Consider the following 20353-nt stretch of genomic DNA (forward strand, 5'->3'; position numbering starts at 1 on the left):
TCTGATACTCAGCCGTAAACCAACCGCAGTACGCTGATCGGCGTGCAACTTCGGTACAGCTTCCGCCTGTACCCGAACGGTCCGCAGCGCTCGGCGCTGGCGAGGGCGTTCGGGTGTGCTCGTGTGGTCTACAACGATGCCCTTCGGGCCCGTGAGACCGCTCGCGCCGCAGGCGAGGCGTTCCCGAAGACCGGAGACCTGTCCAAGCTGCTGATCACCGAGGCGAAGACCACCGAGGCCCGCGCTTGGCTGGGCGAGGTGTCGGCAGTGATCCTGCAGCAGTCGCTGCGGGACCTGGACACCGCCTACCGGAACTTCTTCGGCGGGCTCGCGGGGAAGCGCCCGCGCATGGGGGCGCCGCGCTTCAAGTCGAAGCGGGACAATCGGCAGGCCGTACGGTTCACGGCCAACTCCCGATGGAAGATCACTTCCGGCGGCGACCTGTCGTTGCCGAAGATCGGCGACGTGCGGGTGAAGTGGTCCCGCGCACTGCCGTCCGTCCCGTCCACGGTGACCGTGGTCAAGGATGCGGCCGGCCGGTATTTCGCCTCATTCGTGGTCGAGACCGGCGCGGACGAGGCGCTTCCCGAGACGTCTGGCCAGGTCGGTATCGACCTGGGGCTGACTCACTTCGCGATCCTCTCGGACGGCACGAAGATCGACAGCCCCCGTTTTCTGCGCCGGGCCGAGAAGAAGCTGAAGCGGGAACAGCGCCGTCTGTCCCGCAAAGCCAAGGGCTCCAGCAACCGCACGAAGGCCCGTATCAAGGTCGCCCGCGCACACGCGCGGGTGGCCGACGCACGGCGCGAGTTCCACCACCAGCTCTCAACAAAGATCATCCGTGAGAACCAAGCGGTTGCCGTTGAGGACCTGGCGGTCAAGGGACTCTCCCGTACGCGCATGGCCAAGTCCGTACACGACGCCGGATGGTCGGCGTTCTTGTCGATGCTGGAGTACAAGGCCGCCCGGTACGGGCGCACCCTCGTACGCATCGGACGCTTCGAGCCGACCTCCCAGGTCTGCTCGCAGTGCGGCGTCAGGGACGGCCCCAAGCCCCTCCACATCCGCGTATGGGAATGCGGGGCGTGCGGGGCCTTCCTCGACCGGGACATCAATGCGGCGGTCAACATTGCCAAGGCCGCCGGACTGGCGGTACCAGCCTGCGGGGCGCGGGTAAGACCGGGACTCGTCTCGGCACAGCGCGTAGAAACAGGAACCCACCGAGACGGTCAGGCGACCGTGGTAGGAATCCCCGCCCTTTAGGGCGGGGACCGGAAGTCAATGCTGGTGCAGTCCGCGGCCCGCCAGGCTGAGGAAGGCCTCCCCGACCGCCTCCGACAGCGTCGGGTGGGCGTGGATGTGCCGTGCCACATCGCCCGGTTCCGCGTCCCAGCCCACGATCAGCTGGCTCTCCGCGATCATCTCCGACACGTGCGGTCCCACCAGGTGCACGCCGAGCACCCGCCCGTCCCGCTCTGCGACCACCTTCACCGTGCCGCCCTGCCCGTGCACCATGCCCTTGGCCACGGCGGTCAGCGGCATCGTGTTCACCACCACGTCGTACGCCGCCTCGCGCGCCTGCGCCTCCGTCAGCCCGACGGCGGCGGTCTGCGGGGCCGAGTAGGTCACCCGCGGCACCGCCGCGTAGTCCACCGGCGCGCTCGCCACCCTGGCCAGGGTCTCCGCGACCAGCAGGCCCTCCGCGAAGGAGGCGTGCGCCAGCCCGAGCGAGGGCGGCGGCAGCAGGTCGCCCACCACGTGGATCCCCGGGTCGGCGGTCTCCAGCCGGGACCAGTCGGCCGGGGCCACGAATCCCCTCCCGTCGGTGGCCAGTCCGGCCGCCGCGAGGTTCAGGCCGTCGGTCACCGGGCCCCGTCCGACCGCCACCAGCAGGCGCTCCGCCCCGATCTCCCGCAGCTCCCCCCGCGCGGTGCGCACGGTGGCCCGGACACCGCCGGAGGCGAGCCGCTCGGCCCCCTCCAGCCTGGCCCCGGTCTGCACGTCGATCCCGCGCTTCTTCAGGCCCCGCGCCAGATGCCGGGACACATCCGCGTCCTCCGGCGGGACCAGCCGGTCCGCGGCCTCGACCAGGGTCACCTCGGCGCCCATGGAACGGTGGAAGGACGCGTACTCCACCCCGATCGCCCCGCCGCCCAGTACCAGCACCGAAGCCGGCAGGCCGGGCGCGAACAGCGCGTCGTCACTGGTCACCACCGTGCGGCCGTCGGGCTCCAGACCGGGCAGGGTACGCGGCCGGGACCCGGTGGCCAGCACGATCCCCCGGGCGGCGGTGAACTCCCGCCCGTCCTCGGTCCGTACCGAACGCGGTCCCATCAACCGGGCGCCGCTGCACACCACCCGCACCCCAGCGTGGTCCAAGTGGCTTTCCACACCCTTGTGGTTGCGGGAGACGATGTCGTCGCGGGTGGCGGTCAGGGCCGACCAGTCGACCGACTCCACGCTCGCCCGGACCCCGACGATCCGCTGGCCGGCCGCACGGCCGTCGCCCTCGCCGAACTCGCCCACCGCGACTGGATCCGCTGCGATGGAACCGCTGGTCGACGGTGTCCTCGTCCTCGACCGGGCGTGCGGGGCGCTCGGTTTCACCCCGCACACGGTGCTGCGTACGGAGCACACCTCGACGGCGGTACGGATGGCGGCCGCCGGGGTGGGCGTCGTCATGGCCCCGGCCCACATGGTCCGCGGCGCCGTCGGCGAGGACTGCGTGCTGCTCTCCCTCGACCCGCCGTGGCACCGGCCCCTGGCGGTCTTCTCCCGGGTCCCGCTGACCGGTGCCGCGGCCGCCTTCGCGGAGCTGATCGGTGCTGGTGCCGGTGCCGGTGCCGGGGCCGGTGCCGGTGCCGGGGCCGCGCCGGATCCGGGCTGCCCCGGCGGTCCGCCGCACTGAGCGGCGTACGGCCCCGGCTCCGCCGGATCACCGGCGCAGCCAGACACCCACCGGGCGGCCGTCCAGCAGGGCGGCCACCTCGGCCGGACCGCTGTACGACACGGTCGAGTCCGCGCGCGGGGAGACGGGGGCGAAGCGGGTCCAGGTGCCGGGAGGCAGGTGCAGGCGGGTGTCCCGCCAGCCGCCCGACGCGGCCAGCCGGTGGGACAGCCGGGTGGCCGCCACCAGGAGCCCGGGGGCCCGGGTGAAGGCCAGCAGATGACCGGCCGCCGGGCCCCGCGCGAGGACCGGCGCGTAGCCCCGGAAGAGCTCCGGCCGGTCCCGGCGCAGCCGCAGCAGGGCGGCCGTGAGCCCCAGCTTCTCCTCGGCCGGGTCCCCGGGGGCGGCCCCCGTGTCCAGCCGGGCCAGTGCCCGGCGGGGGAAGCGGGCCGGACGCCGGTTGTCGGGGTCCACCAGGGCCCGGTACTCCGTCTCGGCGCCCTGGTAGACCTCCGGGACCCCCGGCATCGCCAGGTGCAGCAGGGTCATGCCGAGGAGGTTCGCCCGGGCCGCCCCGGCCAGTTCCGCCGGGAGGTCGAGCGGGGCCGGGACGTACCCGGCCACGCCCGCCTCGTACTCCTCGTCCGGTTCGGTCCAGCTGGTGTGCAGGGCCGCCTCGCGGACCGCCTTGAGCAGTGCACCGGCCAGCCGCGGCCCGGCCTCGGGGACCCGGCCGAGCCCCAGCGCGGTCTGCCGGGCCACCCAGGCCAGCTGGGGGTCGGGTCCCTCGGGGCGCCCCATCAGCTCCGGCGCCTGGGACAGTGCCGCGATCCGGGCCCGGACGTCCGCGCTGCGCTTGGTGTCGTGCGTGGACAGGACCGTCCCGGCCGCGGGCCACTCCTGGGCCAGGGCGGCGCAGTACGCGTGGAACTCCGCCGCCGACACCGCCGGCCGTCCCGGCTCCCCGCCGACCTCGGTGGCCGACAGCAGCGGCGCGTAACGGTAGAAGGCCCGGTCCTCCAGGGACTTGGCGCGCAGGGCTGCCGAGGTCTGGGCGAAACGGGCGGCGAAGGCCGGATCCCGCAGCAGCAGCTCCCGTACGGCGGCCACCGCGCCCGGACCGGCCGCCGCAGCCGCCTGCTCCAGGGCCCGCGGCGGCAGGTCCGGCTCCCCGGGATAGGGCCGGTAGACGGGGAAGGCGATCAGCAACTCCCGGACGGCTGAGGCGAGTTCCGGACCGGCCTGCCGTTCCAGCGCCCCCAGTTCGGCGGCCAGGTCGCCGGTCAGCACCTCCCGGGCGGACGCCCGGGCCGCCTCCGGCCAGCGGGGCAGTCCGGTGGTCTCCCCGTACCGGGCCGCCAGCTCGGCGGCGCCCTCGGGGTCGGTGAAGACCCCGTCGACCCGGTGCAGGGCGTCGTAGCCGGTGGTCCCCGCCACCGGCCAGGCGGACGGCAGCCGCTCCTCGCGGGCCAGGATCTTCTCGACCACCACCCAGCAGCCGTCGCCGGTCGCCGCCCGCAGCCGCCGCAGGTACTGCTCCGGGTCCGCGAGGCCGTCCACGTGGTCGATCCGCAGCCCGTCCGCCACCCCGTCCCGGACCAGCTCCAGCACCTTCGCATGGGTGGCCGTGAACACCTCCGGGTCCTCCACCCGGACCCCGATGAGCTCCGAAATGGTGAAGAAACGCCGGTAGTTGAGCGAGGTGCGGGCTTCGCGCCACCAGGCCGGCCGGTACCACTGCGCGGCGAGCAGCTCGGGCAGCGCCAGCCCCGAGGTCCCTTCCCGCAGCGGGAACTGCTGCTCCCCGTAGCGCAGCACCTCGCCGTCGGCCCGCAGCTCGCAGGAGTCCACCGGCCCGGCCAGCACCGGCAGCAGCACCTGCCCGCCGCCCGCCTCCCAGTCGATGTCGAACCAGCGGGCGTACGGCGAGCCGGGGCCCTCCCGCAGCACCTCCCACAGGGGCCGGTTCAGCCGCAGCGGGGTCGGTACCGCCATGTGGTTGGGCACGATGTCGAGGACCAGCCCGAGCCCGTGCGCCCGGGCGGTCCCGGCCAGGGCCCGCAGTCCCGGCTCGCCGCCGAGCTCGGCCCGCACGCGGGAGTGGTCGGTGACGTCGTAGCCGTGCGTCGAGCCGGGCACCGCCTCCAGGACGGGGGAGAGGTGCAGGTGCGACACGCCGAGCGAGGCGAGGTACGGTACGGCTGCCTCGGCCGCCGCGAAGGGGAACTCCGGGCGCAGCTGGAGGCGGTAGGTCGACGTCGGAGTGACTGGTGTCGGAACGTCAGATTCCGATTTGGGGGTCGCGTGCGGCTGGCTCATGAGAACGTACGTACCCAACCTGCCGGATTCCGTGCCATTACCCAATGCATCCGAGTGACTGCGCCGGGTTAGTGTCGATCAAGTGGTTGGAACCGTCAGCACCTATCGACAAGTCATCGCCCTGACCGGGCCCCTACTTCCGCTCGTCTCTTTCCTCGCCCGACTGCCCGTCGCGATGTCCCAGTTCGGCAGCTTCCTGCTGGTCGCCCAGACCAGCGGATCCCTCGCCACCGCGGGCACGGTCGGCGGCGCCCTCTCCATCGGGCAGGTCCTCTTCGGGCCCGTCCTCGGCTGGCTCGCCGACCGCCACGGGCAGCGCCGCGTGGTCCTGGCCGCGGCCGCCGTCAACGCCGTGGCCACCGCCGCCCTGGTCGCCGGGGCGCTCACGCACCTGGCCACCGTCCCGCTCGCCGCGATCGGAGCCCTCACCGGCGCCTCCGTACCGCTGATCGGACCGCTCGCCCGCACCCGCTCGGTGGCCCTGGCGCACCGGGCCAAGTCCGGCGAGAGCGTCGTCGGCGCCGTCCACGCGCTCGAAGGCACCCTGGACGAGGTCTCCTTCGTCTTCGGACCCGCCCTCGTCGGACTCGCCGCTCTCCTGGCACACCCGGCCGTCGCCCTCGCCGGCGCGGCCGGCCTCGTCGCCGTCTTCGGCACCGCCTACGCGCTGCACCCGACCGCCGCCGTCACCGGGGGGTACCCCCGGACGGAGTCCGGGGGAGGGCCGCCCGCGCGGGACCGGCTCCCGGGAAGCCGGGTCCGGCCGCCCGGGGTGGTCCACGCCGTACGCGGCTCCCTCGCCCTCCAGGGCGCGATGTTCGGCGCCTGCCAGGCGGGCATCACCGCGCTCACCATCCGGCTCGGCGTCCCCGACCAGGCCGCCGTCGTCTACTCCGCCATGGGCGTCGTCAGCGCGGTCGTCGGCATCTCGCTCGGCGCGCTGCCCGCCCGCTTCGGGCTGCGGCTGCGCTGGCGGGTGGCGACCGGCGCGGCCCTGGTGCTCTCGGTGCCCCTGCTGTTCACCGACAGCCTGTGGCCGCTGTACGCCGTCGTCACCGTGCTGGGCGCCGCCTACGCACCCCACCTGATCACCGCGTTCGCGCTCACCGAGCGGGCCGTGGAACCGGCCCGGCTCTCCACCGCGATGGCCTTCGCCGCCAGCTGTCTGGTGGCCGGGCAGGCCACGGCACTCGTCGTCTGCGGGTGCCTCGCCGAGACGTACGGCCCCGCCGGGGCCTTCGCCGTGGCCGTCGGGGCGGCCGCGCTCTGCCTGGTCCTCGCCCTCGTCACCAAGGTGCCCGCCGCCCGGACGCACACCGCCGGGGTGAGCATTCCGGGCCCGCGGACCGGCTCCGCCCCGGTGACGGACGGGAGCGGCGCCGCCTACGCCGGGCGCTGAAGCACCACCAGGCACCGCCCCGTCAGCGCCACCCGGTCACCGGCCGCATACTGCGGCCCGGTGCCGGGTGGCAGTACGTCCGCCCGCGCCGTGTCGACCACCAGCCGCCACTGCGCGCCGTGCCCCTCAGGAACGGTGAAGTCCTGCGGCTCCGCGCCCGCGTTGAACATCAGCAGGAACGAGTCGTCGGTGATCCGCTCCCCGCGGGTGCCCGGCTCGGAGATCGCCTCCCCGTTGAGGAAGACCGTCAGCGCCTTCGCGTGCTGCGCCTGCCAGTCCCGCGCCCGCATCTCCTCCCCGTGCGGGGTGAACCAGGCGATGTCGGACAGCTCGTCGTGCGTGCCCTCCACCGGCCGCCCGTGGAAGAACCGGCGCCGCCGGAAGACCGGGTGGTCACGGCGCAGCCACACCATCCGCCGGGTGAACTCCAGCAGCGACGGCGCCGGTTTGCCGGGCTCCGGCCAGCACACCCAGCTCAACTCGTTGTCCTGGCAGTAGGCGTTGTTGTTCCCCTGCTGGGTACGGCCGAACTCGTCACCGTGGCTGAGCATCGGCACCCCCTGCGACAGCATCAGGGTGGCCGTGAAGTTGCGCATCTGGCGTTCGCGCAGCTCCAGGATCTCCGGATCCTCGGTGGGCCCCTCCACACCGCAGTTCCAGGAACGGTTGTGGGTCTCGCCGTCCCGGTTGCCCTCCCGGTTGGCCTCGTTGTGCTTCTCGTCGTACGAGACCAGGTCGTTCAGGGTGAAACCGTCGTGGCAGGTGGTGAAGTTGATCGACGCCAGCGGGCGCCGCCCGTCGTCCTGGTAGAGGTCCGAGGAGCCCGTCAGCCGCCCCGCGAACTCCGCGAGCGTGCGCGGCTGCCCGCGCCACAGGTCCCGTACGGTGTCCCGGTACTTGCCGTTCCACTCGGTCCACAGCGGCGGGAAGTTGCCCACCTGGTAGCCGCCCTCGCCCAGGTCCCAGGGCTCCGCGATCAGCTTCACCTGGCTGACCACCGGATCCTGCTGGACCAGGTCGAAGAACGAGGACAGCCGGTCCACCTCGTGGAACTGGCGGGCCAGCGTCGCCGCCAGGTCGAAGCGGAAGCCGTCCACGTGCATCTCGGTGACCCAGTACCGCAGCGAGTCCATGATCAGCTGGAGCACGTGCGGGGAGCGCATCAGCAGCGAGTTCCCGGTGCCGGTGGTGTCCATGTAATGGCGCGGATCTTCCGCCAGCCGGTAGTACGAGGCGTTGTCCAGCCCCCGGAAGGACAGCGTCGGCCCCAGGTGGTTCCCCTCGGCGGTGTGGTTGTAGACCACGTCGAGGATCACCTCGATGCCCGCCTCGTGCAGCGCCCGGACCGCCGACTTGAACTCCAGCACCTGCTGGCCGCGGTCGCCTGAGGCGTAGCCGTTGTGCGGGGCGAAGAAGCCGATGGTGTTGTAGCCCCAGTAGTTGCTCAGCCCGTCGTTGACCAGCCGGTGGTCGTTGACGAACTGGTGGACCGGCATCAGCTCCAGCGCCGTCACCCCGAGCTTGGCGAGGTGGCCGATGACCGCCGGGTGCGCGAGCGCCCCGTAGGTGCCGCGCAGCTCCTCGGGGAGGTCCGGATGGTGCATGGTCAGACCCTTGACGTGGGCCTCGTACAGCACGGTGTGGTGGTACTCGTGGCGCGGCGGCCGGTCATTGGCCCAGTCGAAGTACGGATTCACCACCACCGAGCTCATCGTGTGCGGGGCGGAGTCCAGGTCGTTGCGCGAGTCCGGCCGGCCGAAGTGGTAGCCGTACACCGCCTCGTTCCAGCTGACCCGGCCGCTGATGGCCCGCGCGTACGGGTCCAGCAGCAGCTTCGCCGCGTTGCAGCGCCGGCCGCGCTCGGGCTCGTACGGGCCGTGCACACGGAATCCGTAGCGCTGGCCCGGCATGACGCCGGGCAGGTACGCGTGGCGGACGAAGGCGTCCGTCTCGCGCAGCTCCACGGCCGATTCCGACCCGTCGTCGTGGAGGAGGCACAGCTCGATGCGTCGGGCGGCCTCCGAGTAGACCGCGAAGTTGGTGCCGGCGCCGTCGTACGTGGCACCCAGCGGATACGCCTGTCCCGGCCAGACCTGCATAGATAACGACTCTTCCCTCGTTGCCCGAAGATGTCCCGGCTGACCCGGCGTGGACCACGTCCCTGCCAGATCTTCCCCGAAAGAGGGGCCGCAAGCGCGGACTTGGGAGGGGTCCTACCGGGTGACCCGCAGAGCTGATATGCGGGTCAGCGGACTGTCTGCGCATCGGATAATGGGTCAACCGACAGCCTCCGTACGGGCCGTCGGGCTGCACCGGGCCGTGCGCGCGGAGTACCCTTCCGTGATCACTGGAGACGGGCGTCCAGACGCAGAAGGCGGTGCACGGGTGAGCTCGGGAGGTCTGGAGCTGCCCCTTGGTGACAGCAGTCACGAGGGTGGCCCGGCGGACGCCCCAGGGGGTGTCCCCGGCGGGACACCCGCGGGGATCCCGGCCGGGGCGGTCTCCCTGGCGGGCGGACCGGCGGCGGCCGGGAACGCGGGGACCGGCGTGGAGCTGGACTGGGGCACGGAGGCCTGGAGCGAGGTCCGGACCCGGGCACAGCGGGCCGGCCGCGCGTACATCTGGCTGAATCTCATCGAACAGCGGCTGCGCGCGGTGGTCGGGGCGGTGCTCCGGCCCATCTACGAACCGGTGCACGGCACGGACGACTGGGTCGTCGCGGCCGCCGGGCCCGCCGGGCAGGAATGGGTGCAGCGGGCCGTGGCCGTGCGCGAGGTCAGCCGGCGCAAGGGCTACCTGCTCGACTCGGCCGACGACAACGTGCTGAGCTTCCTGACCCTGCCCCAGCTGCGGGAGCTGATGGTCCAGCACTGGCCGTGCTTCGAGCCGTACTTCGACGACCGGCGCGAGATCGAGCTGGCCCTCGACGAGCTGGAGGTCACCCGCAATGTCGTCTCCCGCAACCGGGCGCTGTCCCGGCCCGTGCTGGAGCAGGCGGAGCGGGCCTCGGCGCGCCTGCTGGAGGTACTGGGCGGGGTCTCCGGCAGCCCCTCCGCGGAACGGCTGCCGATCGACGCCGTCGAAGACCTGGTGGGCGACCGGTACGCGGACGTCATCTCGGTCCACCCCGACCGGGTGCGGCTGCAGCGCCAGCTCCCGGCCGAGGACCTCTTCGGGGGCGCGCGGCGGCTCGACGCCATCGGCATAGGTCTCAACCTGCTGGTCCAGAACTTCTCGGGCCGAAGACTCGTCCGGCTCACGGAGGCCGGGTGCCGGGTACGGCTGCTGTTCCTGAACCCGGCGAGCAGCGCCGTGAAGCGGCGCGAGCGGGAACTGGGGCTGCGCAAGGGCGAGCTGAGCCGCTCGGTGGAGATGAACATCCTGCACGTCCGCCGGGTCCGGGCGGGTCTGCGGGACCCCTCCCGTTTCGAGATCCACGTCTTCGACGAGACCCCGCGGTTCACCGCCTACCTGGTGGAGGGGCAGTCCTCGGGCATCGCGGTGGTCCAGTCCTACCTGCGGCGGGCGCGCGGCATGGAGTCGCCCGTCCTGGTGCTGCGGGGCGGTGGGCGCGGGGTGCCGAAGGACGCGGAGCACGGACTGTTCACGACGTACCGGGAAGAGTTCGAGTCGATGTGGGAGGACTCCCGGCCGGTGTCCTGACAGGGGGCACGGGCAACGGGGCACGGGCAACGGGGCACGACCTACGAGGGGGGCGGGGAACGGTGCTGGAGCCATGGCCCGAGGGAAAGTACGCGGATCCGGAGAAGGCACGGGAACGGTACGAGGCGGGGCTGAAGGCGGACCGGGAGGCCTGGGCGGAGTTATTCCGCTTCGACACGGGCGAAGGGCACTTGGGACTGTGCGTGGCGCTCGTCGCCGCCGTGGTCGTCGGCTGGTTCGGGACGCCGGCGGCCGCCGCGCTGTGGGTCGGCGGGCCCGTCGCGGTCGTCCACCTGCTCGCGTCCGTGTTCGCCTGGCGGGCCGGCCTGCGCGGCCGCGCGCTGCTGAGCCGGGCCTACCGGCAGACCTTCGGCTGGCTGACCCTGGGCCTCTGATCCACGCCCCGGCGGCCCCGGCGGCCTGGCTGTCAGTGCCCCGTGGCAGGCTGAAACCCGTTGACCGAAGGCGTTGCACGGGGGAGGGGCACGGGGTGGAGGACTGGCACGGCATGGGGGACTGGCACGGCGGTGTGCTGATCGGATTCGACCTGGAGACGACCGGCACGGAGCCGGGGGAATCCCGGATCGTGACGGCGGCCCTGGTCGAGGTGCGGGCCGGAGCGGTGCGCGAGCGGCGCGGCTGGCTCGCGGACCCGGGGATACCGATTCCGGAAGGAGCCTCGGCGATCCACGGGATCAGCACGGAGCGCGCGGTCGCCGAGGGGCGCCCGGTGCGGGAGGTCGCGGACGAGGTCGCCGAGGCCCTGGTAGGCCACTGGCGCGCCGGCGCGGTGGTGGTCGCGTACAACGCGGCCTTCGACCTGACCCTGCTGACGGCCGAGCTGGCCCGGCACGGGCTGCCCTCGCTGGCCGACCGGCTGGGCGGGGCACAGACCGGGCCGGTGGTGGACCCGCTGACCATCGACCGGGCCGTGGACCGCTACCGGCGGGGCAAGCGGACCCTGGAGGCGGTCTGCGGGGTGTACGGGGTCACCCTCGACGACGCGCACGACGCCGGGGCGGACGCGCTGGCCGCGGTCCAGGTCGCCCGGGCGATAGCCGAGCGGCATCCCGAGGTGGCCGCGCTCACCCCGGCCGACCTGCACGCGCGGCAGAGCACCTGGCACGCGCGCTGGGCCCGGGACTTCCAGTCGTACCTGCGCCGCCAGGGCACCCCGGACGCGGTGATCGACGAGGCCTGGCCACTGCGCGGCCTGGTCCCGGCCTAGGCAGGACCGGCCGGCAGGGCCTTCCTAGAAGGAGTGCCACCGCGTTTCCCGGTCGCCTTCCCTGAGGGAGGCCACGCGGCGGCGGAATTCGGCCAGGGCCTTCGGGTCGGCCGGGGCGTGCTGGGCGACCCAGGCACAGCTGGCCGTCTCCCGGGCGCCGCGCAGGACCGCGCAGCCCTCCCAGTCGCGGACGTCCCACCCGTACGCCGTCACGAAGGCCTCGTACTCCTCGGCGGGCATGCCGTACCGGTCGCGGGAGAGCGCCATCACCACCAGGTCGTGCTCGCGCAGATCGGCCGACACGGTCTCCAGGTCGACCAGGGCCGGGCCGTCGGGGCCCACGTGGACGTTGCGGGGCAGGGCGTCGCCGTGGACCGGGCCCGGGGGCAGCCGCGGGGTCAGGGCCGCCAGCTCACCGGCGTACGCGTCCCGGCGGGCTCGCAGATAGGCCGCGTCCGCCGGGTCGACGGAGTTCCCCGCCAGCCGCAGCCAGCGCTCGACCCCGCCCAGCAGGTCCCGCGCGGGCAGGGCGAACGGCGGCTCGGGCAGGGCATGCACGAGGCGCAGCAGCGCCGCCAGGTCCCCGGGCCCCGCGGGCCGCACCGCGTCCGGGAGCCGGTGCCACAGGGTCAGCGGGTGCCCGTCCACCAGCCGCGGCTTCGGCTCGGCCGCGCGGACCGCCGGGATCCCGGCCGCGGCGAACCAGCCGGCCACCGCGAGTTCCCGCTCGGCCCGCTCCAGCAGCGCCGCCTCCCGGCCCACCTTCACCACCAGGTCGCCGACGGCGAAGACCGCGTTCTCGCCGAGCGCGAGGAGGACCGCCGCCCCGGGCGCGCCCCCGGTCAGGCCCGCTGCCGCCAGTACGTGCCTCGCCCGTGCCTCGTCCATACCGCCGCTCTCGCCCCTCGCTCCGGATCCGCTGCCGTCCGTCAGTATGTGGTGGCTTCCGGCAGGTGGCCCGATCCTGGAGTCATGTGCGCCGAACATGACGGACGCGCCGACCGGGGTCCCTCGGTCGTGACGCGGCGCGCCCTGCGCACCACCCTCGCCGCGTGCGTCTCGTTCTTCGTGTGCCTGTACGCGCTGGACCGGCCGGTGGCGGCGACGTACGCGCTGTTCGCCGCGGTGTCGATGGCGGCCCTCTCCCACATCCCCGGCACCGGGCGCCAGCGGGCGGCCGTCATGGTCAAGGCGACGCCCGTGGCCTGGGTGCTGCTGACGATCGGCACCTACCTCGCGATCCGGACCTGGAGCGCCGTGGCCGGCATGCTCCTGATCGGCTTCGCCCTGGCCTTCGTGGCGGCGGCCGGTCCCCGCGCGGCGGGCGCGGCCCCGGGGCTGCAGCTGCTCTACATCCTGCCGTGCTTCCCGCCCTACGCACCGGACACCCTCCTCGAACGGCTCGTGGGGGCGACCTTCGGCCTGGTGCTGCTGGTCCTCGCCGAGGTCTTCCTCCTGCCCGAGGAGCCCGGGCCCACCTACCGGCGGCTGGCCGCCGGGGCGGCCGGCACCGCCGCCCGCTGCGCCGCCGAGCTGGGCCGCGCCCCGTACACGCTGTCCGCCGTCTCGGCGGAGACGGCCCGGGCGGCCGGGGAGTCGCTGCGGCCGTTCCGGATCGACGAGGCGGACCGGCCCGCCGGGCCGGGGCTGCACGACCGCGCCCTGGCCCACGTGGGCCTGGCCGCCCGCACGCTCCTGGGCCGCATGGTGAACCTGCCCCCGGCGCCCCCGGAGCCGCCGCCCCCGGACCGGCCGCCCAAGGTGCCGGAGGCCGAGGTGCTGGCCGCGGTCGCCCGGGCCGTCACCGAGACCTCGGCCCTGCTGGACGGCACGGCCGACACGACCGAAGCGGCCGCCGCCCTGCGGCGCGTACGGGAGGAGGCGGCGTCGGCGGCCGCGCGGGAGCCGCCGACGACGGTGGCGCGGGGCCGCCGCCGGGCGGCCGTGCTGGAGGTGTCCGACGCCGCCGTGGCCCTGACGACGGCGGCCGAGCTGGCGGTACGGGGCCGGCGCGCGCGGAAGCCCGCCGAGGTCGACGCCGGGCGCTTCTGGTACGCCGGTCAGCTCGCGCCGCTCCTGTGGTGGCACCGGATGGCGGGACACGCCGGACCCCGGTCCGTGTACTTCCAGAACGCCGTACGGATCAGCCTCGCGCTCGCCGCGGCCCGTACGGTCGCGGGCGTGGACTCGCTGCCCCACGGCTTCTGGGCGATGCTGGCCGTCCTCAGCCTGACCCGGACGACCGCTTCCCAGACCCGGGCGACTGTACGGGTGGCCATCACCGGCACCCTGCTCGGAGCCCTGGTCACCGGGGTCCTGCTGGCCCTGATCGGCGTCCACACCACCATCTACGCCATCGCCCTGCCGTTCGTGATGCTCACGGCGTTCCGGGTGGGGCCGGTACGGGGCGTGGGCTGGGCCCAGGGCATGTTCACCCTCGTGGTGGCCTTCGTCTTCGCGCAGCTGGCCCCCGTGACCTGGCAGCTGGCCGAGGTCAGGATCCTGAACGTGATCATCGGCAGCCTGATCGGCGTCGTGTTCGGGGTGCTCGCCTGGCCGCGCGGGGCGCAGCGGGAGCTGCACCGGGCGGTCGCCCTGCTGCTGACGAGGGAGGCCGAGACCGTCGAGCGGACCACGGCCGACGTGGTGGAGGGCGGGCCGGGGCACACTCCCGACGACCATCCGCTCCAGCACGCGCTGATCATGGCGGAGTCCGCCTTCGCGCAGCACCAGAGCGAGCCCCGCAACACCGAGGACCCCACGACGGACTGGCAGGCGGCCATGATGACGGGCCACCACGTGCTGTGGGGTTCGCGGCGGCTCGTCGTCCGCGGCGGCCCGGCCGTGGGCCCGGACAACGGCGCCCGGCTGGACGGCCGGGCGGCGGGGGTGGCCGGCCGGATGCGGGAGGCGGCCGAGCGGGCGGGGGCGGCCCCGGAGGCCTCGGACGCCCCGGACCCGCAGAGCGCGCCGCCGCCCGGCGTGCCCACGCTGGACGACCCGCCGCGTGCCTCCTCGCCGCGGTTCTTCGCCGCGCTCGCCTGGCTCGACTCGCTCACCGTCGACGTCGCACGCATCACGGCCTCGGACCACCCGCCCGGCCCGCCCGGCCCGCCCGGCTCCTCCGGCTCCTCCGGTTCGTCCCGCCGGGCCGGTCCGGCGTGATCGGTGAGAAAGATATTGCACGAGACGTATCGTCTCGCTTATCGTTCGATCATGACCGCAGCCAAGCCCGCCCACATCGCCATGTTCTCCATCGCCGCCCACGGGCACGTGAACCCGAGCATCGAGGTGATCCGCGAACTCGTGGCCCGTGGCCACCGCGTCAGCTACGCCATCCCCGCCGCCTTCGCCGAGAAGGTCGCGGAGACCGGCGCCACTCCCGTGATCTACACCTCCACCCTCCCGACCGACGACGAGCCGGAGGCCTGGGGCACCGAGCTCATCGACAACCTGGAGCCGTTCCTGAAGGACGCCGTCCAGGCGCTCCCGCAGCTCGCCGCCGCCTTCGAGGGCGACGAGCCGGACCTCGTGCTCCACGACATCACCTCCTACCCGGCGCCCGTGCTCGCCCATCGCTGGGGCGTCCCCGCCGTCTCCCTCTCCCCGAACCTGGTCGCCTGGGAGGGATACGAGCAGGAGGTGGCCGAGCCGATGTTCGCCGAGCTGAAGGCCTCCGAGCGCGGCCGGGCGTACTACGCGGCCTTCGCGGCCTGGCTCACCGGGAACGGCCTCGGCGACGACGTCGACCGCTTCCAGGGCCGCCCCCGGCGCAGCATCGTCCTCATCCCCCGGGCTCTGCAGCCGCACGCCGACCGGGTCGACGGGTCCGTGTACACCTTCGTCGGCGCCTGCCAGGGCGACCGCAGCGCCACCCAGGGCACCTGGGACAGGCCCCCGGCCGCCGAGGGCAGGAAGATCGTGCTCGTCTCGCTCGGCTCCGCCTTCACCAAGCAGCCGGCCTTCTACCGCGCCTGCATCGAGGCCTTCGCGGACCTGCCCGACTGGTATCTCGTGCTCCAGATCGGCAAGTTCACCGACGAGGCGGACCTGGGCCCGGTCCCCGCCAACGTCGAGGTCCACCGCTGGGTCCCCCAGCTGGACATCCTGCGCCGGGCCGACGCCTTCATCACGCACGCGGGCGCCGGCGGCAGCCAGGAGGGGCTCGCCACCGCCACCCCGATGGTCGCCGTCCCGCAGGCCGTCGACCAGTTCGGCAACGCCGACATGCTCGTCTCCCTCGGCGTGGCCCGGCACGTCCCGATGGCGGACGCCGACGCCGCGACCCTGCGCGAGGCGGTCCTCCACCTGGTCGCCGACCCCAGGGTCGCCGCCCGCGCGGAGGCCGTCCGTGCGCAGATGGCGACCGAGGGCGGCACACGGCAGGCGGCCGACCTCATCGAGGCCGAATTGTCGTAGGCGGGTTCTAGGGTGCGCCCATGACGAAGAAGGCGACGGCCGAGAAGGCGACGACGAAGAAGTACGCGGCCCTGCTGCGCGGGATCAATGTCGGCGGGAACAAGAAGGTCCCGATGGCGGAGCTGCGCGCGCTGCTGGAGGGGCTCGGCCACGGCGACGTGGAGACGTACCTGCAGAGCGGCAACGCCGTCTTCAGCAGTGCGCGGCAGGACCCGACGGCCCTCGCCCGGGAGCTGGAGGCGGCCATCGAGGCCCACTTCGGCTTCCGCGTGGCGTGCCTGGTGCTGGACGGCGCGTACCTGCGCGCCGTCGCCGAGGCCTGCCCGTTCCCGGCGGCGGAGCTGGAGGGCAAGCAGCTGCACGTCACCTTCTGCTCCGAACAGCCCGGCCCGGAGCGGTTCGCCGCGCTCGACGGGGCGGCGTACCTCCCCGAGGAGTACCGGATCGGCGAGCGCGTCCTCTACCTCTACGTCCCCGAAGGCCTGGGCCGCTCCAAGCTCGCCGAGGCCCTCGCCAGGCCCGCCGTCGTCAAGGGCATCGACGTGACCACCCGCAACTGGAACACCGTCGCCAAGCTCGTGGAGCTGACCGCGGTCTGACCCCGCGCCCGAGGCCCCGCGCCGGGCCGTACAAACAGGTGTGCGCTGAGGGCGGAGTACACCCTCGCCTCCCCCGACGGCGACCCGGCGGGCCGGATGTGCCAGGCTCGTGGCATGCGTTACATCATCATCGGCGCGGGCGCGGTCGGCGCCACCATCGGCGGACGGCTCGCGGAGGCGGGCGGCGAGGTCGTACTCGTCGCCCGCGGCGCGCACGCACAGGCCCTGCGGGCCGGGGGACTGCGGCTCACGACGGCCGACGGGACCCGGGTGCACCGGCTGCCCGTCGTCACCGGACCGGACGAACTGGGTGAACTGCGCCCGGACGATGTCCTGTTGCTGTCCGTGAAGACCCAGAACGCCATCGCCGCGCTCGACGCGTGGGGCGACGCGGAGGTCGCGGGCGGCGGTACGGCCGCGCAGCGCCTGCCGGTGCTGTGCGCGCAGAACGGCGTGGAGAGCGAGCGGCTGGCGCTACGGCGCTTCGCGCGCGTGTACGGGGTGTGCGTATGGCTGCCCGCCACCTTCCTGGAGCCGGGCGTGGTCTCGGCGCTGTGCGCGCCGCTGACCGGGATCCTGCACGTGGGCCGGGCGGCGGGCGGCACGGACGCCGTGTCCCGGGCCGTCGCGGCGGACCTCGGCAAGGCCGGCTTCGAGGCGCCGCCGGTCGAGGACGTGATGCGGTGGAAGTACGCGAAGCTGCTCGGGAACCTGGGCAACGCGATCCAGGCGACGACCGGACCGGAGCCGGACCCGGTGAAGGCGGCGCTGCTCCTGCGGGCCGTCCGCGAAGGCAAGGCGGCCTTCGGCGCGGCGGGCATCGCCTACGCCTCGGACGCCGAGCAGTCGACGGCGCGCGAGGGCAAGGTGAACCAGCCGGCAGGGGTGCGGGGCGGTTCGTCCTGGCAGAGCCTGGCGCGGGGCACGGGCTCGGTGGAGGCGGACTACCTCAACGGGGAGATCTCCCTGCTGGGCCGGCTGCACGGGGTGCCGACCCCGGTCAACGACGTCCTGCGGCACGCGGCGAACATCTTCGCCCGGGAGGGCCTGCCGCCGGGCTCGATGTCCGCCGTGGACCTGACGGCCCTCGCGGACGAGGCGGCGGCCCGCGTCTGAGGTGGATGTGGATCAGCCTGACGGTCTCGGCGAACCTCTTCGAGGACGACAGCGCCCGCCGTCGGCCGCTGATGCTCTTCGCCCTGCTCCGCCCGGCCGCCATGGCCGCCGCCGGCCCCGAGGCCGACAGCACCCGCGGCGCGGCGCCCGCGGACTGAGGCCGGGGGCCTACGCGGTCAGCGCGGGCAGCCGGGCCGGCGCCGTCGCGGCCGCGTCGAAGCGGCGCAGCAGCAGCCGGGCCAGTTCCGGGGCCGCGCCCAGGACGTCCGCGACGACGTCCGCGCCCGCGGCGTCGGCGCCGGCCGCGATGCGGTCCGGGAGGCGGCCGGGGGCGATGACGTACGGGGCCACCGCCACCCGGTCGAAGCCCTCGGCGCGCAGGGCCCGTACGGCGTCCTCCGTACGGGGCAGAGCAGCGGAGGCGAACGCAGGCCGCACGGCACACCAACCGGTGCGCCGCCACTCCCGCGCGGTTTCAGCGATCACTGCGATCGCCTCCGGGTCCGTGGAGCCGGCGGACGCGAGCACCACGGCGGTGCCGGCGCGGTCCGCCGGGGTGAGGCCGGCCTCGGTGAGCCGGCGTTCCAGGGCGGTCAGCAGGAGCGGGGACGGTCCGAGGACGTCCGCCACCCGCACCGACAGCCCCGGCAGGCGCGAGGTCGACTCGGCGAGCGCCGCCGGGATGTCGGACTTCGCGTGGAAGGCGCGGGTCAGCAGCAGCGGGAGCGCCACGACCTCCCGTACGCCGGACAGGTAGAGCGAGGACAGGGCCTGCCCCACCGACGGGGTGTTGAAGTCCAGGAAGGCCGTCTCCACGCGCAGCCCCGGCCGCAGCGCCCGCACCCGCCCCGTGAGGGCGTGCACGGTCGCCGCGTGCCGCGGATCGCGGCTGCCGTGGGCGATGACCAGGAGTGCGGGGGACACGGCGATCAGCTCTTCGCCAGCAGGCCGCGGCTGCGCAGCACCCACCGCTCGACCGGGCTGAAGATCAGCAGGTCGATGGCGATGCCGACCACCAGGATCAGGATGATCGCGAGGAACACGCCCGGCAGGTCGATGTTGTTGCGGCCGTTCTCCAGCAGCTGGCCCAGGCCCAGGCCCAGGTCCGGCGAGGAGGCGATGATCTCGGCGGCCATCAGCGAGCGCCAGGAGAAGGCCCAGCCCTGCTTCAGACCGGCCAGGTAGCCGGGCAGCGCGGCCGGCATGACGATGTGCCGGGCCCCCCGCAGACCGGTGGCACCCAGGGTGCGGCCGGCCCGCAGGTACAGCGGCGGGATCTGGTCGATGCCGGAGACGAGGCCGTTGGCGATGGACGGGACGGCGCCCAGCAGGATCACCGTGTACATCATCGCGTCGTTCAGGCCGAACCACAGGACGGCCGGCGGCACCCAGGCCACCGACGGCAGCGACTGCAGGCCCTGCAGGATCGGGCCGATCGCGGCGCGGACGAACTTCACCCGGGCGACGAGGAGTCCGAGCGGCGTACCGATGGCCAGGGCCAGCAGGAAGCCGAGCAGACCGCGGGCGACGCTGGTCCAGATGACCTCCAGCAGCGTGCCCTTGACCCACATGTCGGACAGGCTGTCCCACACCGCGGACAGCGCGGGCAGCTTGGTCTCCTCGGTCACGTGCGTCGCGACGAGGACCTGCCAGACCAGGAGCACCAGGCTCACGGCCAGGACCGGCGGGAGGACCTTCTTGACGAGGATCTCGCGGACCGGGGTGCGGTGGGTCTGGACCGCGTCGAGGGCGTCGAGGCCCGCCTCCAGGCCGGCCAGGTCGTCGGTCTTGCCCGTGGCCTTCGAAGTGATGTCAGTGCTGGCCATGGCGGCGGATCTCCCCACGCAGGTGTTCAGTGATCTCCAGGGACAGTTCCGCGACGTCCGCGTCCTCGATGCGGCGCGGCTGCGGGATGTCCACGGTCCATTCCTTCGCGACCCGGCCGGGCCGGGAGGAGAGCAGGACCACGCGCTGGGCGAGGCGGACGGCCTCGCGCACGTTGTGGGTGACGAAGAGGACGGACAGGCCCGTCTCGGCCCAGATGCGGGTGAGTTCGCCGTGCAGCACGTCCCGGGTGATGGCGTCGAGCGCGGCGAACGGCTCGTCCATCAGCAGCAGCCGGCTGTCCTGGGCGAGCGCCCGGGCCAGGGCCACGCGCTGGCGCATACCGCCGGACAGCTCGTGCACGCGCTTGCCGTACGAGCCGCCGAGGCGGACCAGCTCCAGCAGCCGTTCGGCCTCCGGGCGGCGTTCGGCCTTGGCCACCCCGCGCAGGCGCAGGGCCAGTTCGATGTTCTTGCCCGCGGTCAGCCACGGGAAGAGGGCGTGCTCCTGGAACATCAGCGCCGGACGGCCGCCGGGGGTCTCGATGGACCCCGCGGACGGCTTGTCCAGACCCGCGACCAGGTTCAGCAGCGTGGACTTTCCACACCCCGAGGCACCCAGGATGGTGACGAACTCGCCGGGAGCGACATCAAGGCTGATGTCGTCCAGGACGAGCTGCGATCCGGCCGGGCCGGAGAAGGACTTCGAGACGTGCTCGATGCGGGCGGCGTGCGTGCGCTCCGCGACGGAGCCCTCGGCAGCCTTGGCAAGCGTGGTGGCCATGGTCGTCACCTCCTGGGATTGCTGGATTGCGGGGTTACTTGGCGCCGAGGCCGGCGTCGGAGACCTCGGGCTTGCCGGCGGCCTTGAGGACCTTGTTCAGGAGTGTCAGGTCGTAG

The 20353-nt window shown here is 73.7% G+C and carries 17 protein-coding genes and 1 pseudogene; 11 read left to right on the forward strand and 7 right to left on the reverse strand.

Annotation, left to right across the window (positions count from 1 at the left end):
• Positions 1 to 42 precede the first annotated feature (42 nt).
• On the forward strand, positions 43 to 1263 hold the full coding sequence (locus tag ACFY04_RS22500; protein WP_389119063.1) for an RNA-guided endonuclease InsQ/TnpB family protein: 1221 nt from the start codon (positions 43 to 45) through the stop codon (positions 1261 to 1263).
• A gap of 15 nt (positions 1264 to 1278) precedes the next feature.
• Here ACFY04_RS22500 and ACFY04_RS22505 read toward each other — a convergent pair whose 3' ends face one another.
• The gene (locus tag ACFY04_RS22505) at positions 1279 to 2526 is read right to left on the reverse strand and encodes an FAD-dependent oxidoreductase (RefSeq protein WP_389119065.1); all 1248 of its coding nucleotides are present in this window, start codon (positions 2524 to 2526) and stop codon (positions 1279 to 1281) included.
• Between ACFY04_RS22505 and ACFY04_RS22510 the strand changes: the two are divergent.
• Positions 2476 to 2908, forward strand: a pseudogene (locus ACFY04_RS22510) (LysR family transcriptional regulator substrate-binding protein); the annotation flags it as partial. The gene ACFY04_RS22505 and the pseudogene ACFY04_RS22510 overlap by 51 nt on opposite strands.
• 27 nt (positions 2909 to 2935) lie before the next feature.
• Here the strand turns inward: ACFY04_RS22510 and treY are convergent.
• Positions 2936 to 5206: a malto-oligosyltrehalose synthase gene (gene treY, locus ACFY04_RS22515; RefSeq protein ID WP_389119067.1), complete on the reverse strand. Its 2271-nt coding sequence runs from the start codon at positions 5204 to 5206 to the stop codon at positions 2936 to 2938.
• Positions 5207 to 5288: 82 nt separating this feature from the next.
• On the opposite strand from treY, the gene ACFY04_RS22520 reads away from it, so the two are divergent.
• Positions 5289 to 6605: an MFS transporter gene (locus tag ACFY04_RS22520; protein WP_389119069.1), complete on the forward strand. Its 1317-nt coding sequence runs from the start codon at positions 5289 to 5291 to the stop codon at positions 6603 to 6605.
• Here the strand turns inward: ACFY04_RS22520 and glgX are convergent.
• Positions 6590 to 8704 (reverse strand): glycogen debranching protein GlgX, encoded by a 2115-nt coding sequence (gene glgX / locus ACFY04_RS22525; RefSeq protein WP_389119071.1) that lies wholly within the window; start codon positions 8702 to 8704, stop codon positions 6590 to 6592. The two genes, ACFY04_RS22520 and glgX, sit on opposite strands and share 16 nt — an antisense overlap.
• A 286-nt stretch (positions 8705 to 8990) precedes the next feature.
• On the opposite strand from glgX, the gene ACFY04_RS22530 reads away from it, so the two are divergent.
• From ACFY04_RS22530 to ACFY04_RS22540, 3 genes are all read left to right on the forward strand, one after another.
• On the forward strand, positions 8991 to 10268 hold the full coding sequence (locus ACFY04_RS22530) for an SAV2148 family HEPN domain-containing protein (protein WP_389119073.1): 1278 nt from the start codon (positions 8991 to 8993) through the stop codon (positions 10266 to 10268).
• Between the two features lie 62 nt (positions 10269 to 10330).
• Positions 10331 to 10663: a hypothetical protein gene (locus ACFY04_RS22535; protein ID WP_389119075.1), complete on the forward strand. Its 333-nt coding sequence runs from the start codon at positions 10331 to 10333 to the stop codon at positions 10661 to 10663.
• Positions 10664 to 10776: 113 nt separating this feature from the next.
• Positions 10777 to 11496 carry a 3'-5' exonuclease gene (locus ACFY04_RS22540; RefSeq protein ID WP_351155409.1) on the forward strand — a complete coding sequence of 240 codons (720 nt, stop codon included), beginning with the start codon at positions 10777 to 10779 and terminating at the stop codon, positions 11494 to 11496.
• Between the two features lie 24 nt (positions 11497 to 11520).
• Here the strand turns inward: ACFY04_RS22540 and ACFY04_RS22545 are convergent, their stop codons facing one another.
• The gene (locus ACFY04_RS22545; protein ID WP_389119076.1) at positions 11521 to 12384 is read right to left on the reverse strand and encodes a phosphotransferase enzyme family protein; all 864 of its coding nucleotides are present in this window, start codon (positions 12382 to 12384) and stop codon (positions 11521 to 11523) included.
• An 84-nt stretch (positions 12385 to 12468) separates the two neighbouring features.
• Here ACFY04_RS22545 and ACFY04_RS22550 point away from each other — a divergent pair, with 84 nt between their 5' ends.
• The 5 genes from ACFY04_RS22550 (at position 12469) to ACFY04_RS22570 (ending at position 17788) form a co-directional block, all read left to right on the forward strand.
• Complete coding sequence (locus tag ACFY04_RS22550; protein WP_389119078.1) at positions 12469 to 14661, forward strand: FUSC family protein; 2193 nt, start codon at positions 12469 to 12471, stop codon at positions 14659 to 14661.
• A 51-nt stretch (positions 14662 to 14712) separates the two neighbouring features.
• The gene (gene mgt, locus ACFY04_RS22555) at positions 14713 to 15915 is read left to right on the forward strand and encodes a macrolide-inactivating glycosyltransferase (RefSeq protein ID WP_389119079.1); all 1203 of its coding nucleotides are present in this window, start codon (positions 14713 to 14715) and stop codon (positions 15913 to 15915) included.
• A 20-nt stretch (positions 15916 to 15935) separates the two neighbouring features.
• Positions 15936 to 16514, forward strand: coding sequence for a DUF1697 domain-containing protein (locus ACFY04_RS22560; RefSeq protein ID WP_389119081.1), 579 nt, complete (start codon positions 15936 to 15938; stop codon positions 16512 to 16514).
• 114 nt (positions 16515 to 16628) lie between these two features.
• Positions 16629 to 17630, forward strand: a complete 1002-nt coding sequence (locus ACFY04_RS22565) for a ketopantoate reductase family protein (RefSeq protein WP_389119083.1) — start codon at positions 16629 to 16631, stop codon at positions 17628 to 17630.
• A 5-nt stretch (positions 17631 to 17635) separates the two neighbouring features.
• Positions 17636 to 17788 carry a hypothetical protein gene (locus ACFY04_RS22570; protein ID WP_389119084.1) on the forward strand — a complete coding sequence of 51 codons (153 nt, stop codon included), beginning with the start codon at positions 17636 to 17638 and terminating at the stop codon, positions 17786 to 17788.
• Positions 17789 to 17798: 10 nt separating this feature from the next.
• Here the strand turns inward: ACFY04_RS22570 and ACFY04_RS22575 are convergent, their stop codons facing one another.
• The 3 genes from ACFY04_RS22575 to ACFY04_RS22585 are packed head-to-tail and all read right to left on the reverse strand — an operon-like array spanning position 17799 to position 20237.
• Positions 17799 to 18554 (reverse strand): sirohydrochlorin chelatase, encoded by a 756-nt coding sequence (locus tag ACFY04_RS22575; protein WP_389119085.1) that lies wholly within the window; start codon positions 18552 to 18554, stop codon positions 17799 to 17801.
• A gap of 5 nt (positions 18555 to 18559) precedes the next feature.
• Positions 18560 to 19456, reverse strand: a complete 897-nt coding sequence (locus ACFY04_RS22580; protein WP_389119087.1) for an ABC transporter permease — start codon at positions 19454 to 19456, stop codon at positions 18560 to 18562.
• On the reverse strand, positions 19443 to 20237 hold the full coding sequence (locus ACFY04_RS22585; RefSeq protein WP_189739530.1) for an ABC transporter ATP-binding protein: 795 nt from the start codon (positions 20235 to 20237) through the stop codon (positions 19443 to 19445). The genes ACFY04_RS22580 and ACFY04_RS22585 overlap by 14 nt, the downstream gene beginning before the upstream one ends.
• Positions 20238 to 20353 lie beyond the last annotated feature (116 nt).

Source organism: Streptomyces sp. NPDC001549 (assembly GCF_042894025.1).
Taxonomy (GTDB): domain Bacteria; phylum Actinomycetota; class Actinomycetes; order Streptomycetales; family Streptomycetaceae; genus Streptomyces; species Streptomyces kutzneri.